The 16283-nt window shown below is 29.8% G+C and carries 14 protein-coding genes and 1 pseudogene; 13 read left to right on the top strand and 2 right to left on the bottom strand.

The annotated features are described in order from the left end of the window. The first annotated feature begins 193 nt into the window (after positions 1 to 193). The 8 genes and pseudogenes from Q4A58_RS06695 to Q4A58_RS06660 all read left to right on the top strand — a co-directional run bounded on the left by Q4A58_RS06695 (position 194) and on the right by Q4A58_RS06660 (position 9670). Complete coding sequence (locus Q4A58_RS06695) at positions 194 to 1612, top strand: NADP-dependent glyceraldehyde-3-phosphate dehydrogenase (RefSeq protein ID WP_303117718.1); 1419 nt, start codon at positions 194 to 196, stop codon at positions 1610 to 1612. Positions 1613 to 1755: 143 nt separating this feature from the next. Next, a complete protein-coding gene (gene katG / locus Q4A58_RS06690) occupies positions 1756 to 3990 on the top strand; it encodes a catalase/peroxidase HPI (RefSeq protein WP_303117717.1) in 2235 nt (744 codons plus the stop codon). 219 nt (positions 3991 to 4209) lie between these two features. Continuing rightward, complete coding sequence (locus Q4A58_RS06685) at positions 4210 to 4503, top strand: hypothetical protein (protein ID WP_303117715.1); 294 nt, start codon at positions 4210 to 4212, stop codon at positions 4501 to 4503. Between the two features lie 169 nt (positions 4504 to 4672). Beyond that, positions 4673 to 5026, top strand: coding sequence for a DUF1353 domain-containing protein (locus Q4A58_RS06680; protein WP_303117713.1), 354 nt, complete (start codon positions 4673 to 4675; stop codon positions 5024 to 5026). Positions 5027 to 5295: 269 nt separating this feature from the next. Next, the gene (locus Q4A58_RS06675; RefSeq protein ID WP_303117711.1) at positions 5296 to 7128 is read left to right on the top strand and encodes a YadA-like family protein; all 1833 of its coding nucleotides are present in this window, start codon (positions 5296 to 5298) and stop codon (positions 7126 to 7128) included. Positions 7129 to 7273: 145 nt separating this feature from the next. Then, entirely contained in the window at positions 7274 to 7768 is a 495-nt protein-coding gene (locus Q4A58_RS06670; protein WP_303117709.1) for a helix-turn-helix domain-containing protein, read from the top strand. Between the two features lie 82 nt (positions 7769 to 7850). Further along, positions 7851 to 8735 (top strand): PhzF family phenazine biosynthesis protein, encoded by an 885-nt coding sequence (locus Q4A58_RS06665; protein WP_303117707.1) that lies wholly within the window; start codon positions 7851 to 7853, stop codon positions 8733 to 8735. Between the two features lie 38 nt (positions 8736 to 8773). Continuing rightward, positions 8774 to 9670, top strand: a pseudogene (locus Q4A58_RS06660) (NAD-dependent epimerase/dehydratase family protein). Between the two features lie 69 nt (positions 9671 to 9739). Here the strand turns inward: Q4A58_RS06660 and Q4A58_RS06655 are convergent. Beyond that, complete coding sequence (locus Q4A58_RS06655) at positions 9740 to 10243, bottom strand: flavodoxin (RefSeq protein WP_303117705.1); 504 nt, start codon at positions 10241 to 10243, stop codon at positions 9740 to 9742. 13 nt (positions 10244 to 10256) lie between these two features. Further along, entirely contained in the window at positions 10257 to 10961 is a 705-nt protein-coding gene (locus tag Q4A58_RS06650) for a tRNA threonylcarbamoyladenosine dehydratase (protein ID WP_303117703.1), read from the bottom strand. Between the two features lie 208 nt (positions 10962 to 11169). Here Q4A58_RS06650 and gpmA point away from each other — a divergent pair, with 208 nt between their 5' ends. The 5 genes from gpmA to Q4A58_RS06625 are packed head-to-tail and all read left to right on the top strand — an operon-like array spanning position 11170 to position 16163. After that, positions 11170 to 11856, top strand: coding sequence for a 2,3-diphosphoglycerate-dependent phosphoglycerate mutase (gene gpmA / locus Q4A58_RS06645; protein WP_303117701.1), 687 nt, complete (start codon positions 11170 to 11172; stop codon positions 11854 to 11856). Positions 11857 to 11890: 34 nt separating this feature from the next. Continuing rightward, positions 11891 to 12448: a hypothetical protein gene (locus Q4A58_RS06640; protein ID WP_303117700.1), complete on the top strand. Its 558-nt coding sequence runs from the start codon at positions 11891 to 11893 to the stop codon at positions 12446 to 12448. Positions 12449 to 12470: 22 nt separating this feature from the next. Beyond that, the gene (locus tag Q4A58_RS06635; RefSeq protein ID WP_303117699.1) at positions 12471 to 13598 is read left to right on the top strand and encodes a nucleotidyltransferase; all 1128 of its coding nucleotides are present in this window, start codon (positions 12471 to 12473) and stop codon (positions 13596 to 13598) included. Beyond that, positions 13579 to 14910: an MFS transporter gene (locus Q4A58_RS06630; protein ID WP_303117697.1), complete on the top strand. Its 1332-nt coding sequence runs from the start codon at positions 13579 to 13581 to the stop codon at positions 14908 to 14910. The genes Q4A58_RS06635 and Q4A58_RS06630 overlap by 20 nt, the downstream gene beginning before the upstream one ends. A 23-nt stretch (positions 14911 to 14933) precedes the next feature. Beyond that, positions 14934 to 16163, top strand: coding sequence for a ComEC/Rec2 family competence protein (locus Q4A58_RS06625; protein ID WP_303117695.1), 1230 nt, complete (start codon positions 14934 to 14936; stop codon positions 16161 to 16163). The last annotated feature ends 120 nt before the right edge of the window (positions 16164 to 16283 follow it).

Below are 16283 nucleotides of genomic sequence, written 5' to 3'. Positions count from 1 at the left end.
AAAAAATAAAATAAAATTTTAGATAAGTTTCAGGAGAATAAAATCTAGAGCTATTTTTTCTTAAAGATTCTTGTAATATAAAAAATTTTAATATAAAATAATAATAAGTTAAAGTATATATTTTGAAAGACTTTTAATTAAAAATAAAATGACAACTTAGATTTACTATGTTTTCATTATATAAGGGGGAAAAATGCAATATAAAAATTTAGTAAATGGTGAATGGATAAGTTCCGAAAAAGAAATAAAAATATATTCACCTATAGATAATGAAGAAATAGGAAGTATACCCGCGATGACAAGGGAAGAGGCGGATAAAGCAATAAAAACTGCAAAGGCTGCATTGAAAGAATGGAAAAACTTAGCTATTGTAGAAAGAGCTAAATATTTATACAGAGCAGCACAAATACTAGAAAGAGATAAGGATATAATAGCTAATGTGCTTGCCAAAGAGGTTGCAAAGCCATTAAAAGCTGCATTAAATGAAGTTGTAAGAACAGTTGATTTAATAAGATACTCAGCTGAGGAAGGCGTGAGAACAGTTGGAGAAATTATAGAGGGAGGAAGTTTTGAAGCAGCAAGTAAAAGCAAGATAGCTATGGTTAGAAGAGAGCCTATGGGTTTAGTTCTAGCAATAGCTCCATTTAATTATCCAGTAAATTTATCAGCCTCTAAAATAGCTCCAGCATTAATAGCTGGAAATGTAGTTCTATTTAAGCCGCCAACTCAGGGAGCTATGAGTGCGCTTCTATTAATAAAGAGTTTCTATGAAGCTGGTATTCCTGCTGGAGTAATAAACACGGTTACAGGAAGAGGCTCTGAAATAGGAGATTACTTAATAGAAAATCCTCTTGTAGATTTTATTAATTTTACAGGTAGTACTGCAGTTGGGAAAAGAATAGGAGAGCTAGCTGGAATGCGTCCAATATCTTTGGAACTTGGTGGAAAAGATGGGGCCATTGTTGCTGAAGATGCTGATTTGGAGAAGGCAGCAAAAGATATTGTGAGTGGAGCATTTAGCTATTCTGGGCAGAGATGTACAGCTATAAAGAGAGTTTTGGTAGTTGAAGAAGTTGCAGATAAGTTAGTAGATTTAATTAAAATAGAAATAGAAAAATTAAAAATTGGGAATCCTTTTGATAATGCAGATATTACAGCATTAATTGACAATAAATCTGCAGACTTTATTGAGGAGTTAATTGAAGATGCTTTGAAAAAAGGTGCAAAAGCATTAACTAAAATAAAAAGAGAAGGAAATTTAATGTGGCCAGTTTTATTTGATCATGTAAATTTGGATATGCAGATAGCTTGGGAAGAACCATTTGGTCCTATTTTACCAATAATAAGAGTTAAAAACATAGATGAAGCTATTGAAATTTGCAATAACTCAGAATATGGTTTACAGACTTCAATATTTACAAACGACATAAAGAAGGCCTTTGATATAGGTAAAAAATTAGATGTAGGAACAGTACAAATTAATAATAAAACTCAAAGAGGACCAGATAACTTTCCTTTTTTAGGAATAAAGGGTTCGGGAGTTGGAGTGCAGGGTATTAAATATAGCATTGAAAGTATGACTAAGATTAAATCTATTGTTTTAGATTGGTAAATATCTAAAAATATATAAAAATAAAAGTTAAAAAAACATATTTTGTAATAATTACAATTTTGTAGACAAAACAAATAAATTATAATATAATATAGAGGAAATAATTTAATATTATTTAAAATAAAATATTTAAGGAGGCAAGTATGGCAGAAGGAAAATGCCCTGTAACAGGGAAAGTTGGAAAAATACCAGAATTTATAAAGGAAAAATTAGGGTTTAACACAGCAAAATCTGAAGAGGCAACTACTAACAAAGATTGGTGGCCAAATCAATTGGATTTAAAAATTTTGAGTTTACATTCAGAAAAAATAACTCCAATGGATAAAGATTTTAATTATAAAGAAGAATTTAAAAAATTGGATTTAGACGAATTAAAAAAAGATCTTGTAAATTTAATGACAGATTCACAAGATTGGTGGCCAGCAGACTATGGACATTATGGACCACTGTTTTTAAGAATGGCATGGCACAGTGCTGGAACATATAGAACAAGTGATGGAAGAGGAGGAGCAAACACAGGAAACCAAAGATTTGCACCCCTTAACAGTTGGCCCGATAATGCAAACCTAGATAAAGCAAGAAGACTTTTATGGCCTATCAAACAGAAGTATGGTAATAAAATATCATGGGCAGATTTGATGATATTAGCAGGAAATTGTGCTCTTGAATCAATGGGCTTTAAAACATTGGGCTTTGCAGGTGGAAGAGAGGATATTTGGGAACCAGAAGAAGATACTTACTGGGGAAAAGAAAAAAATTGGCTAGGTAATGAGCGTCAATCTGCAGATGGAAAAGAATTAGAAAGACCACTTGCGGCGATTCAAATGGGGCTTATATATGTAAATCCAGAAGGACCGAATGGAGTTCCAAGTGCTCTTGAGTCAGCAAAAGATATTAGAGTAACTTTTGCAAGAATGGCTATGGGAGATGAAGAAACAGTAGCTTTAGTTGCAGGAGGTCATACTTTCGGGAAATGTCATGGTGCAGGCTCAGCAACTTATGTAGGAGCAGAACCAGAAGCAGCACCTATTGAAGAGATGGGGCTTGGATGGAAGAGCACTTATAAAAGTGGAAAAGGTGATGATACTATTACAAGCGGAATTGAAGGAGCATGGACACCGAATCCAATAAAATGGGATAATGGATATTTTGATACATTGTTAGGCTATGATTGGGATTTAGTAAAAAGCCCAGCAGGTGCATGGCAATGGATACCTACAGATCCTAAATCAGCAACTGTTCCAGCAGCTCATAACCCAGAAAAGAAAGAAAGACCGATGATGACAACAGCAGATATGGCAATGAGAATGGATCCTATATATGGAGCTATATCTAAAGATTTCCATCAAAATCCAGAAAAATTTGCTGATGCATTTGCAAAAGCTTGGTTTAAATTAACTCATAGAGATTTAGGCCCTAAAACTCGTTATTTAGGAAAAGATGTTCCAGCGGAAGATTTTAAGTGGCAAGACCCTATCCCTGCTATAGATTATGAGTTAGTAAATGATGAGGATATAAAAGAACTTAAGAAAATGTTACTTGAAACAGGTTTATCAGTTTCAGAACTAGTGTCAACAGCTTGGGCTTCTGCTGTTACATTTAGAGGAAGTGATTTTAGAGGTGGAGCTAATGGAGCAAGAATAAGATTGGAACCTCAAAAAAATTGGGAAGTAAATGAGCCTGAAAGATTGGAAAAAATATTGGCAAAACTTGAAAAGGTAGCAGCAGACTTCAATAAAAAGCAAAGTACAAACAAAAAAATATCAGTTGCAGATATAATTGTTTTAGCTGGTAATGCTGGTATAGAAAGGGCAGCAAAAGAAGCAGGGCTTGATTTAGAAGTTCCATTTGTGGCAGGGCGTAATGATGCCTTAGCTGAACAGACAGATGTAAGATCATTTGGAGTTTTAGAACCAGTTGTAGATCCTTTCAGAAATTATATAAAACATACTTATACTATAGCTGATGAGGAACTTATGATAGATAAAGCGCAGCTATTAAGACTTACTGCTCCTGAAATGACAGTTTTATTAGGTGGATTAAGATCTTTAAATATTAACTATAAAAATTCTAAAAATGGAGTGCTAACAGATAGACCAGGTGTTTTATCTAATGATTTCTTTGTAAATATTTTAGATATGGGAATTTCTTGGAAGAAAAAAGAAGGAAGCGATAGAGAATTTATTGGAACAGATAGAAAAACTGGAAAAGAGAAATGGGAAGCAACAAGATTTGATTTAATATTTGGATCTAATTCTCAATTAAGAGCAATAAGTGAAATTTATGCAAGTTCAGATTCTAAAGAGAAATTCATAAGAGATTTTGTAAAAGCATGGAATAAGGTTATGACTTTAGATAGATATGATCTTCAAAAATAAGAACTTAAATATCAAGTTTTACTGATAAAAAATTAAATAAAATTTAAAAAATATAGGCTACTGTAAATTAATTTTTAAAAAGCAGTAGCCTTTTTTTATCCTTAAATATTTTTCATAGAGTAAGATAGTTCCTTATAGAACAGGAAATAAATTTGAAAATGTTTTATTATAAAGGCAACAACAGATCTGTTAGAAAAATAAAATTAAGGAGGAAGAAAAATGGAAACAACTGAAAAAAAAGCTTTAGTGGAAGCATATGTTGCAAAATTGGATAAGGGGATATCAAGAGAATTGTCTGTGAAAAAGGAGATAGAAAATGATAAGGTAGCAGTCCAATATTTGGAGGAGAAAAAAGCTACAGGCGTAGCATTTGATAATCCTGTATATGATGATTATGATTCTTGGATAGAAACTATCAAAAAGCAGATAAAAAAATCAGAAAACACATTGGCAAATATAGCTTTTAAAAAGGTTGAAGTGGAAGCGCTGAAAGTATTTTTAACTCAAGGCTAGGAGCATAAAAATTATAAGGGCTGTTACAGATTAGATTTTAAAAAGTTTTACTTGTCAGCCTAAATATTCCAAGAGTTTACCAAAGGCTCTTTCGATTATTTAGGCATGACAGCAGAGCCTGTAAGTCTATAAACTGTAATAGCCCCTCTTTTTATTTAGGGAGGAAAATATGGAGCTTAATTCTTTAGAGTTAAAAGATTTAAAAAATTCAAAATTTGAATTGCTTTCTGATTATAGCTATATGGTTAGAGATAGAAAAATAGAAGTGCCTAAGGGATTTATAACAGACTTCGCTTCTGTGCCAAGAATTTTTAATATTTTTATACTGCCCTATGGCAAACATAGTTCGGCAAGCCTCATTCACGATTGGCTGTATTCTAAAAATTGTGATATAAAAGCTACAAGAAAAGAAGCAGATAGAATTTTTTTAGAGATAATGAAAGAAGATTTAGTAAATATTTTCAAAAGAAATTTAATGTACCTTGCTGTTAGAGCATTTGGCTGGAGGTATTTTAGAAGATAAAAGAAAAAATTAGAAATTGAAGACTAGGGAGCAGGATTAAAGTCCTGCTTTTTTAAATACAAAATAAATTACTATAAAAAATTTTTCCTTTTCTCCCTAATTAAAAAAATGCAAAGTAGGAAATTTTCTATATTTCAAATTCAAAAAATAAATACTTAAATATATTAAAATAAAATGTATAAATTTGTTGCATTTTTTTTTTTTTTGATACAATAAAATTAAGATAGGATTATGTGAATTTAAATAAAAAATGAAAAGGAGTGTTTATTATGAAAAGAAGTTTAAAATTTTTAACACTTACATTACTAATTTTATTAGCACAATCATCTTTAGCAGCAAAATATGAGGCAGGAACGGGAAGTATAGCACATTCGGATCAAAGCGTTGCAGTTGGAGAAAGTTATTTTTATAGAGGAGAGGAGACTAAAAATGAAGCAGGAAATTCATCAAAACCAGCACAAAAAGTTCATGCTTCAGCAGTAGGAGTAGGTAATAAAGCTAGTGGCTTAAATAGTTCTGCTTTTGGAGTTGTTAATGAAGCTAGTGGAGATTGGTCTTCTGCAGTTGGCTCTTTTAATAAGGCTGAAAAAAAAGGAAGTTCTGCTTTTGGATATGAAAATGAAGCCAGTGGAGAGTATAGTTCCGCTATTGGCTATGGAAATACAGCCAGTGGAGAGGAAAGTTCCTCTTTTGGATATGAAACTTATGTATCAGGACAAGGTTCAGGAGCTTTTGGAAGAGGAGATAGATATGGCGGCTATCAATATAAAATAGAAGGAAATAATTCATGGGCTATAGGAACTTTTAATAAAATAGCATCGGGCTCAGATAATAACCATATATTAGGAAATAAGGTAAGTATAGGAGCTGCTGGCAGCCCGATAACAGATGTGGTGGTACTAGGTAATGATTCTACAGTAGAGGAAAGCCAAGTGGTATCAGTGGGCTCTAATGCTAAGAGAAGAAAAATAGTTCATTTAGCAGCAGGAACAAATGATACCGATGCAGTCAATAAAAAACAAATGGAAGATGCAATAGCAGCAGCTTCACTTGGTGGAGGCGGAGTTGTTGATGCCTATACTAAGGCACAGACAGATGCTAAGCTAAATGTAAAAGCTGCAAAAGACGGAAGCAATCTATCAGCAACAGATATAACGGCATGGAAGGCTAAGCTTGCAGTTGCAACAGTTAGCGGAATAGCAAACACAGCAACAGGCACAAACAGTACAGGTCTTGGTAACGGCAATGTAGTAACAGGAAATGAATCAACAGCAGTCGGATATAAAAACCAAGTAAGCGGAAATAATTCAGGAGCTTTTGGAGATCCGAATATAGTAACAGGTAATCGTTCATATGCCTTCGGTAATGATAATACAATAGCGGGCGATGATAATTTTGTAATGGGTTCTAATGTAACTATAGCAGCAGGAATAACAAATTCAGTAGCACTTGGAAATAATTCGGCAGTTACATCTTCTAATGAGGTGTCAGTCGGTTCTGCAACTTTAAAAAGAAAGATAACTAATGTTGCAGATGGAGAATTGTCAGCTACATCAACAGACGCGGTAACAGGAAGACAACTTTATAATGTAATGCAAAACTCAGGAACTGTGGGAATACAAAATTTAAGAAAAGAAGTAAGAGATGCTAAAGATGAAATGAGAGGAATAGGCTCACTTTCAGCAGCACTATCTGCTCTACATCCTATGCAATATGATCCGCAAGCGCCAAATCAAATAATGGCAGGAGTGGGTACATATAGAAATAAGCATGCCATAGCAGTAGGACTGACACATTACTTTAAGGAAAATGTAATGATGACGGCAGGAGTAGCTCTTAGCAATGAGAGAAAGACAAATGCAATGGCAAATGTAAGTTTAACTTGGAAATTAGGTAAGGGAGGCTCATCATCTCCAACTAATACGCCTGCTTATATAGTGCAAGATGAAATGAACAGACTTGCAAGAGAAAATAATCAATTAAAATCATTAGTGAACACACAAAATGACAGATTACAAAAACAAGATGAAAGAATAAATGCACAAGCACAAGAGATTGAGCTTATGAAGCAACAATTAAATATTTTACTTAAAAAGAAGTAATTTTGATATGGGAGAAATTTTCTCCCATATTTTTATAAAACTAAGTTATTAAAAAATCTATTGCAAAGGGGGAATGAGCCTTCACATAATCTCATTAAAACTTCTATAAAAAATTAAAATAAAAAAATTATTAGGAGGTATACTTATGTGTATGAGAGAAATAGTTTTTCAAATTTTAAAAAATAGAATGGGAGAATATGCAAGCGCAAAAAAACTTTCTGAAATATTAGGCTTAAGTTTAGTTTTAATATATAATTTGGTAAGTAATGAAAAAGTTAAGACAAGAACTAAGTATGGGAGAAGGGAATATGAAATTTCTTCTTTTTTAGACTGCCTAGATTTAAGTGACAATATATATCTAATAGAAAATCCTCTATCACAAGAGGATTTTTATATTAATAATTTCTTTAACTGGTCACCTAAAAATGAGATAGAAAATTTTTTAGAACATTTGATACTTGATGTGCTGGGGGAATTTTGTTCGACAAAGGAATTAGTAGAATTATTTGGAATAAGCAAGACAACTTGGTATGATTTATTGGAACAAAGAAAACTTATGAGTTTTAATGTGGAGAGTAGAATAGTAATTATAAGCCGTTCACTGCTTCCATTTTTAAGAGAGGCTATGCAGGAAAAATAATAAGTTTCTATAAATAATAACAAACTTTACTAATTTCAAAAAAAGTGTTATGCTGGCTATATAAAAGTAAAGGAGGAATACAATGAGAATAAAAGCATATATTTATGATGCATTTACCAAAGATAAGTTTAAAGGAAATCAAGCAGCAGTAATACCTTTTGCAGATGGTCTAGGGCTTGAAGATATGAAAAATATTGCAAAAGAGTTCAATTATTCTGAATCAGTATTTTTGTTTGAAAGCGATAAAGCCATAAAAAAAGTTCGTTTTTTTACTCCCAATTCGGAAGTTGATTTATGTGGTCATGCAACTATAGCCTATATAACATGCCTATGTGATAATAAGCTTTTAAACTTGAAAACTGGGAAAAATATCGTGAATATTGAAACTAATCTGGGGATTCTTCCTGTAATAGTCAATTTTAAAAATGATAAGATAGAAAATATAATGATGTATCAGGCAGAGGCTAAAATTGACGAAAAAATAAATGTAGATTTTTCTTTGATAATGGAAGCCTTGGGACTTTCTATAGATGATGATTTGGCAGAGTTAAAAATTGTAAAAGCCTATACTGGGCTTTGGGATATAATGATACATTTAAAAAATAAGGAAAAATTATATAGTATAAAAGCAGATATGGAAAAAATTAAAGAAATTAGTAAAAAACTGGATATAATTTCTTTTCATCCTTTTGCTTTAGAGAGAGATGAAAAAAATAATTTACTTGCCTATGTCAGAAATTTTGCCCCTATAGTTGATATTGATGAAGAGGCTGCAACTGGCACTTCCAATGGAGCTCTTGCTTATTTTTTATACAGTAAAAAGTATTTAAATGAAGCTGAATATTTAAGATGTATTCAAGGAGAAACAATGGGCAGAGAAAGTGAAATAATTGCTCAAGTTCTTGAAAATAGAGTGTTGGTAGGTGGGTTTGCTGTCAAAACTTTTGAAGGGGAGTTGGATATTTAGGGTTAAAATTAAAGGAGCTTAAAGTGAAAATCTTGGTAATGGGTGGAAATCAATTTTTAGGAAAAGCTTTAGTAAAAAAATTATTATTAAGAAATCATGATGTATCAGTATTAAATAGAGGGAGTAGGGAAAATTTAAAAGGAGCATTTCATATTAAAGCTGACAGAAATAATTATGAAGAATTATTTTTGAAATTAGCCAATAATAAATTTGATATAGTAATTGATGTATCTGCATATACTGGAGAACACGTTGAAAAGCTTTATAGAGTTATTAAAGGTAAATTTAGACAATATATTTTAATTAGCAGTGCTTCAATTTATAATAATAACTCTCAGTTTCCTGTTGATGAAAAATCAGATGTAGGAGAAAATAAACTATGGGGTGATTATGCAAAAAATAAATTTTTAGCAGAGATAGAAACTAAAAAAATGACAGAAGAATATACAATATTTAGACCTTTTTATATCTATGGAGTAGGAAATAACTTAGATAGGGAACAATATATTTTTTGAAGACTAGAAAATAATTTACCTATATATCTACCAGATAAGGGAGAAAATATAGTTCAATTTGGGTATATTGAGGATTTAGTTGATAGTATTGCATATTCTTTTAAAAATGAAAAATGTTATAAAGAAATTTTTAATATAAGTGGAGATGAATATATAAGCATTGTAGATTTTGTTAAATTATGTGCACAAGTAGCCAATAGAAATATTGATATTAGATATATTGAATGTAATGAAAAAATAAAAGCAAGAGATTGGTTTCCCTTTAGAAATGTAAATTTATATGGAAATATAAAAAGGTTAAAAGAAACAGGATTTAAGAATAATTATACTTTAAGGGAAGGTTTAACAGAAACTTATAAATATTTGAAAGGGAATGAATTATTAAAATATCCTAAATTAGTTAAGGTAGAAATGGAATAAAAAATAGGCTGTTGCATTTTTAGAATTAAAATTGCAACAGCTTAATTTTTTTAATGGGAAAATCTAAATTTATTTAAATTCTTTTTTAATATCGTTTATCCAATTCTCAATTCTTTTTGGTGTTAAGCTCGCTTGATTTTCTTCATCAAGTGCAAGACCAATAAATTTACCATCTTCTATAATTTCAGTTTCCTCAAAGTGATATCCGTCAATGCTTGTAAAGCCAACAATCTTTGCACCCTTTTTTGTTATGACATCATAGATATGTCTAATGCCTCCACAGAAAGATTCACCAAAGGCAAATTGATTTCCTAGTCCAACAAGCCCTACAACTTTTCCTGTAAAATCAATTTCTTCTAATTTTTTCAGATTATTCATCCAAGCAGCATGAGCTTCACCAACACCGTAAGTAGGTGTTATTAGAATAAGATTTTCAAAGTTTTCAATCTCTTTTACACCACTTTTGACATTAAAAGTTTTAAAGTCATCTTTTTTTAAAAAAAATTCAAATTCATCAACTATACCAGTAGTTGTTTTATTAAGTGTAGCATAAAAAATACCTATCGTTTTCATAATTATCCTCCATTTATAGTTCACATATATCTTTTATAATTTCTGCTGCCAATATCATACCTACAACAGGTGGAACAAAGGCAACACTTCCAACATTATATTTCTTTTCTCTACTAGAATTTTCATTCAGAGGCTTTTTAGGTTCTTCTTTTGAAAAAACAACCTTTAACTTTTTAATCTTTCTATTTCTTAATTCTTTTCTTATTATCTTAGCTAAGGGGCAGACAGAAGTTTTGCTTATGTCAGCTACTTCAAACATACTAGGGTCAAGCTTATTTCCTGTACCCATAGAAGAGATTATAGGAATTTTTTCCTTGTAACAAAGTTCGATTAAATCAAGTTTAGCCGTTATTAAATCTATTGCATCGACAACATAGTCATACTTTTTATTTTTAAAAAATAAGTCAGAATTTTCTTTTAAAAATTTTTCAGCATAGATATTTATTTTTATATCAGGATTAATGCTTAAAGCTCTTTCTTTCATAGCAACGACCTTAGCCTTACCAATGGTATTCTGTGTTGCTATTATTTGCCTATTGAGATTAGTTATATCAACAGTGTCAAAATCAACTAATGACAGTTCTCCAACTCCTGCTCTAACTAATGCTTCAACTGCTGAGCCACCAACTCCACCCAAACCAAAAACTATGATATGAGAATTTTTTAATTTTTCTAAATTTTCATTTCCAATAAGGAGTTCTGTTCTTTGAAAAATCATAATATCTATCCTTAATTATTTACTAAACTACTAAATAATATCACAAAATTTTAAATTTGTAAATGCTACAGGAGAATAATTTGTATAAAAATTTTTCGTTAGTTGATAATTTATTATAACATTTATATAGAGAAAATAAAAACATTTGAAATGTAATATCAAATATAGTAAAATAGTTGAAAAGAAATAAAATTTAGGAGGATATAGAATGAAATTAGTTTTAATACGTCATGGAGAAAGTCAATGGAACTTAGAAAATAGATTTACAGGTTGGAAAGATGTAGATTTAAGTCCTAAAGGAATTGAAGAAGCAAAAACAGCTGGAAAAGAATTGAAGGACTTAGGTTTTTCTTTTGATGTAGCTTATACTTCATATTTAAAAAGAGCAAATAAAACACTTAATATTGTTTTAGAAGAAATGGATGAAATATATATTCCAGTTTACAAATCTTGGAGATTGAATGAAAGACACTACGGAGCATTAACAGGTTTAAATAAAGCAGAAACTGCAAAAAAATATGGTGATGAACAAGTTCATATTTGGAGAAGAAGCTTTGATATAGCTCCTCCACTTGTAGATGAAACAAGTGAGTATTATCCTAAAAAAGAAAAGAGATATGTTGGTTTAGAAGAAAAAGATATTCCTAAAGGAGAAAGTTTAAAAGATACTATAGCTAGAGTTTTACCTTACTGGGATTCTGATATTTCAAAGAGCTTAAAAGAAGGTAAAAATGTTATAGTTGCAGCACACGGAAATTCTTTAAGAGCACTTATAAAATATCTTTTGAATATTTCAAATGAAGACATTTTAAATTTAAATTTACCTACAGGGAAACCTTTAATATTTGAAATTGACAAAGATTTGAAGGTTGTATCTGCACCAGAGTTATTTTAATAAGAATATATTATGAAAATTTAGGAGTTGAAAAATGAGAAAACTTATTTTATTATTGTTTTTATTAATGGCTAGCTTATCTTTTTCCTTAAACGGAAAAATAAAACAAGAATTACCAGAGGCGGTTGAAAGAGAAATAAGACAGGCTGTATCAAATAATTCAAGTTCAGATAAAAGAGAATATTTTGATTGGTATAAAGATTCTTACTTGGAGTTAATGAAAAGATTAGAAAACTCAGGAATACCTAAACAAGATGCGGATGCAATAGCCAGAAGATTACATGCTATGTATGGTTCAAATTATCCAAAACAGCTTGCTAGTGTAAATGATGAAATAGCAGACTATAAGAATTTAGTTCAAAGAATAAGAGATGAACAAAAGATAAGCCAACAAAAGATAGAGGAAGAAAATATAAAAAATAAAAAAGAAATAAAAGAAATTCTGGAAAATTCAAATATTCCTAAAAAAGATTTAGAAAATATAGAATTGAATGCTAAAAAAGAATTTCCAGATAGTTATTCTTTACAAAAAGCTTATATAAAAGGAGCAATACAGACATATTTAGAGTTAAAAAATATGATAAAGAAATAATTTAAGACAGAGGAGATTGGATATGAAAAAAATTATAGGTCTGATAGTTGAGTATAATCCTTTCCACAATGGGCATTTACATCATATCCAAAAAATAGAAGAATTTTATCCCGATAGCATAAAAATTGCTGTAATGAGCGGAGATTTTGTGCAAAGGGGAGAGCCTGCAGTTATTTCAAAAAATAGAAGAGCAAAAAAGGCAATAGAAATGGGAGTCGATTTAATTATTGAGCTCCCAGCTTTTTATTCTACACAATCGGCAGAAATTTTTGCTAGATCAGCAGTTGGAATATTAAATATACTAGGTTGTGAAAATTTTGTATTTGGTTCAGAAACTAATGATATTGAAAGATTAAAAAAAATTGCTGAGATGACTTTAGATGAAGAATTTAATAAAAAACTAAAAAAATTTTTAAAGGAGGGCTATTCTTATCCCACAGCATTTTCAAAATCTCTGTCTGATATCAAAATTGAGTCCAATGATATGCTTGGAATAGAGTATATAAAAGCACTGTGGTTTTGGAAATCTAAAATGCAGGCTAGAAGTATTTTACGAAAATCAGCTAAATATTATGGTGAAAACTCAGAAGATAAAATAGCAGGTGCAAGTGTTATAAGACAAAAAATTTTAAATAAAGAAAATTATTCTCAATATTTGGTATCTGCTTCTTTACTAGAAGAACCCTTTGCATTCTGGGAAGATTTTTATCCTTATTTAAGGTATAATATTCTATTTAATTATAATCAACTTTCAAGTATTCAAGATATTGAGATAGGGTTAGAGCAAAGAATTTTTAAATCTGCTCAAAAAAATATTAATTATAGAGATTTTCTAAATGACATAATAACCAAAAGATATACCAATGCTAGACTTCAAAGGATATTTACACATATTTTAATTGGCTTGACTAAGGAAATAACTGAAAAATGGAAGGAAGAAATTCCATATATTAGAGTATTAGGATTTTCACTGAAAGGACAGTTCTATTTGAATAAAATAAAAAAAATTGACTTTCCAATTATAAGCACTAAAAAAAACATACAAAAAAGACTATCAAAAGAAGCACGAGAAATATTTTTTTGGAATGAAAGAGCAAGTGAGTTTTATAATTGGATAACAGGAGAAAAAAATGAAAAAACTTACAACTAAAATACAGATTTTATATGGTTTAGGGGTCAGCTATGCCATAGTGGATCAAATTTTTGCTCAATGGATACTATATTTTTATTTGCCACCTGAAAACTCAGGTTTAAGACCCATAATGGCTCCAATTTTTATATCTCTTGCACTTGCTATATCAAGGCTCGTGGATATGGTTACCGATCCTCTTGTTGGCTTTTTATCTGACAGGTATAACAGTAAATATGGAAGAAGAATACCCTTTATAGCAGTAGGGACTATACCCCTTGTTCTGTTTACGATAGCTTTCTTTTTTCCAATAAGAATAAGTGAGAAAGCTACATTTATTTATTTAATTTTTGTAGGTTCTATGTTCTTTACTTTTTATACTGTCGTTGCAGGTCCATACAATGCTCTTATTCCTGAAATAGGGAGGACAAGTGAAGAGAGATTGAATTTGTCAACATGGCAGTCAATTTTTAGATTAATTTATACAGCTATAGCAATGATAATACCTGGAATTTTGATTGCTAAAATTGGAAAAGGAAATACACTTTTAGGTATTAGAGGGATGATAATAAGTTTATGTGTCATAGTTTTAATAGGACTTTTTATGACAATTTTTTATGTTAAAGAAAAAGATTACTCAAGTGGGGAGATTTCAAATGCAAATTTTAAACAGGCTATGAAAATAGTTTTGAAAAATAAAAATTTCATCTACTATCTATTTGGGCTTTTGTTTTTCTTTATAGGTTTTAATAATTTAAGAGCCATAATGAACTATTTTATAGAGGATATTATGGGCTATGATAAAAAAGCAATAACTTTAGGTGCAGCGATACTTTTTGGAACTTCAGCCTTGTTTTTTTATCCTACAAATTTACTTTCAAAAAAATTTGGTTATAGAAAAGTTATGCTTTGGTGCTTAAGCTTTTTAATTATATTTACAACTATGCTATGTCTTTTAGGAACAGCTTTACCACTTAAATTTGGCTTTATTTTATTTGCTTTAATTGGGGCACCTATAGCAGGAGCAGGATTTATTTTTCCGCCTGCCATGTTAAGTGAAATAGGGAGTGAAATCAGTCAAAGCTCAGGTCATAGAATAGAAGGTGTATGTTTTGGAATACAAGGCTTTTTTTTAAAAATGGCATTTTTAATCTCCATAGTTATACTTCCAATAATATTGGTTTATGGTGAGGGAGTTAATATTATGGACGCAATAAGTAGTGGGACAACAAAAGTTGAGAGAATGGGAATTTATCTTGCAGCCTTGAGTTCTGTATTCTTTTTTATACTGTCATTTTTCTTTTACTATAAATATAAGGATAGTAAAAAATAAAATTTTTAAGATAGGAGTAAATCATGAGAAGGATATTTATTTTTTTACTTATATCAATATTGTTACTACTTAGATTTTCGTTATCAACAAGAAGAAGCGTATTTCAAAATGGAGAAGTATATAATATGCTTTTAGATGTGAATGAAAGCAAGGCAACAATACTTAAGATAAATAATAAATATCCTATTAATAATATATATGCTCGTTTATTCTATAAAGAAGATGGAAGATATAATGGTTATTTTATAGTAAAAAAATTAAGACAAGAAGATAGTTTTTCTTTTATGGAATTAAAAGAAATAAAATCAGAAAAAATGAAAGGGAATTTTATTAATACTTATTTATCTAATATTTTTGAAAGAGCAAGTGAAGATTTTTCACCTAGCCTAAAGAATATGAATAAGGCTTTATTTTTAGGTGAGAATTTTCTTTCTAAAAAGACAAAAGAAAAGATAAGATATTTGGGGCTATCTCATATATTTGCAATGTCTGGTTTGCATATAGGAATAGTTTTTTTTATTATTTATTTTATTTGTTTTAAAATATTTGAAAGTAAATTTATTATTGAAATAACAAGTTTATTTTTTTTAAGCCTGTATTATTTAGGAGTGAAAGAAAGTCCATCTTTTACAAGGGCGTATATAATGATAGTTATTTATCTTTTTGGGAAGCTTTTATATGAAAAAATAAGCCCTGAAAAAGCATTGTTTGCAAGTGGTATAATATCAATTTTCATAAAACCGAATACAGTTTTTTCACTTTCATTTCAGTTATCTTATCTAGCAATGCTTGCTATAATTTATTTTTATCCATTTATAAAAAAATTAAATATAAAAAAATGGAAGACTCTTGACTATATTTTTTTCACTTTAAGCATACAAATTTTTTTAATACCCATTCAGATTTTTTATTTCAATAGTCTTCCATTCTTATCAATTTTATTAAATATTTTAATATTACCTTTTGTAAGTTTTTATATAACAGTGCTCTATCTTCATTTGTTTTTAGAGAATTTCTATTTGTCTTTTATTTTAAGCCCTTTAGTGGGATTAAATTATAAAATATTTGAAAAGATTATAAATTTTTGTTCAAAAATTCCCAATATGTCAATTTATTTTTATAATAAGAATTCAATCTATTTTTATTTAGTTTTTTTTCTTTTGGTATTTATAATAAAAAATTCAATGTTCAAAAAAAGTATGAAAAATAAAACTGTATGTGTTATACTTGAAGCAAGTAAAATGGAGGTATAAAATGAAAAGAAAAATTTTAATCTTGTTAGTTGCTATATTTAGCCTATTTGCAATAGCATGTGGAAAATCGGAAGAGGAAAAATCAAATGGCATCTTAGATACTTTAAAAGATACTTTAAA

It is taken from the genome of Fusobacterium sp. (genome assembly GCF_030528405.1).
In the GTDB taxonomy this organism is placed as follows: Bacteria; Fusobacteriota; Fusobacteriia; order Fusobacteriales; family Fusobacteriaceae; genus Fusobacterium.
This window is presented reverse-complemented; position numbering and strand designations above follow the sequence as displayed.

Bases quoted from the DNA above. Each gene is read 5' to 3' on its own strand.
- Q4A58_RS06695 (WP_303117718.1), top strand. From the start codon at position 194: ATGCAATATAAAAATTTAGTAAATGGTGAATGGATAAGTTCCGAAAAA.
- katG (WP_303117717.1), top strand. From the start codon at position 1,756: ATGGCAGAAGGAAAATGCCCTGTAACAGGGAAAGTTGGAAAAATACCA.
- Q4A58_RS06685 (WP_303117715.1), top strand. From the start codon at position 4,210: ATGGAAACAACTGAAAAAAAAGCTTTAGTGGAAGCATATGTTGCAAAA.
- Q4A58_RS06680 (WP_303117713.1), top strand. From the start codon at position 4,673: ATGGAGCTTAATTCTTTAGAGTTAAAAGATTTAAAAAATTCAAAATTT.
- Q4A58_RS06675 (WP_303117711.1), top strand. From the start codon at position 5,296: ATGAAAAGAAGTTTAAAATTTTTAACACTTACATTACTAATTTTATTA.
- Q4A58_RS06670 (WP_303117709.1), top strand. From the start codon at position 7,274: ATGTGTATGAGAGAAATAGTTTTTCAAATTTTAAAAAATAGAATGGGA.
- Q4A58_RS06665 (WP_303117707.1), top strand. From the start codon at position 7,851: ATGAGAATAAAAGCATATATTTATGATGCATTTACCAAAGATAAGTTT.
- Q4A58_RS06655 (WP_303117705.1), bottom strand. From the start codon at position 10,243: ATGAAAACGATAGGTATTTTTTATGCTACACTTAATAAAACAACTACT.
- Q4A58_RS06650 (WP_303117703.1), bottom strand. From the start codon at position 10,961: ATGATTTTTCAAAGAACAGAACTCCTTATTGGAAATGAAAATTTAGAA.
- gpmA (WP_303117701.1), top strand. From the start codon at position 11,170: ATGAAATTAGTTTTAATACGTCATGGAGAAAGTCAATGGAACTTAGAA.
- Q4A58_RS06640 (WP_303117700.1), top strand. From the start codon at position 11,891: ATGAGAAAACTTATTTTATTATTGTTTTTATTAATGGCTAGCTTATCT.
- Q4A58_RS06635 (WP_303117699.1), top strand. From the start codon at position 12,471: ATGAAAAAAATTATAGGTCTGATAGTTGAGTATAATCCTTTCCACAAT.
- Q4A58_RS06630 (WP_303117697.1), top strand. From the start codon at position 13,579: ATGAAAAAACTTACAACTAAAATACAGATTTTATATGGTTTAGGGGTC.
- Q4A58_RS06625 (WP_303117695.1), top strand. From the start codon at position 14,934: ATGAGAAGGATATTTATTTTTTTACTTATATCAATATTGTTACTACTT.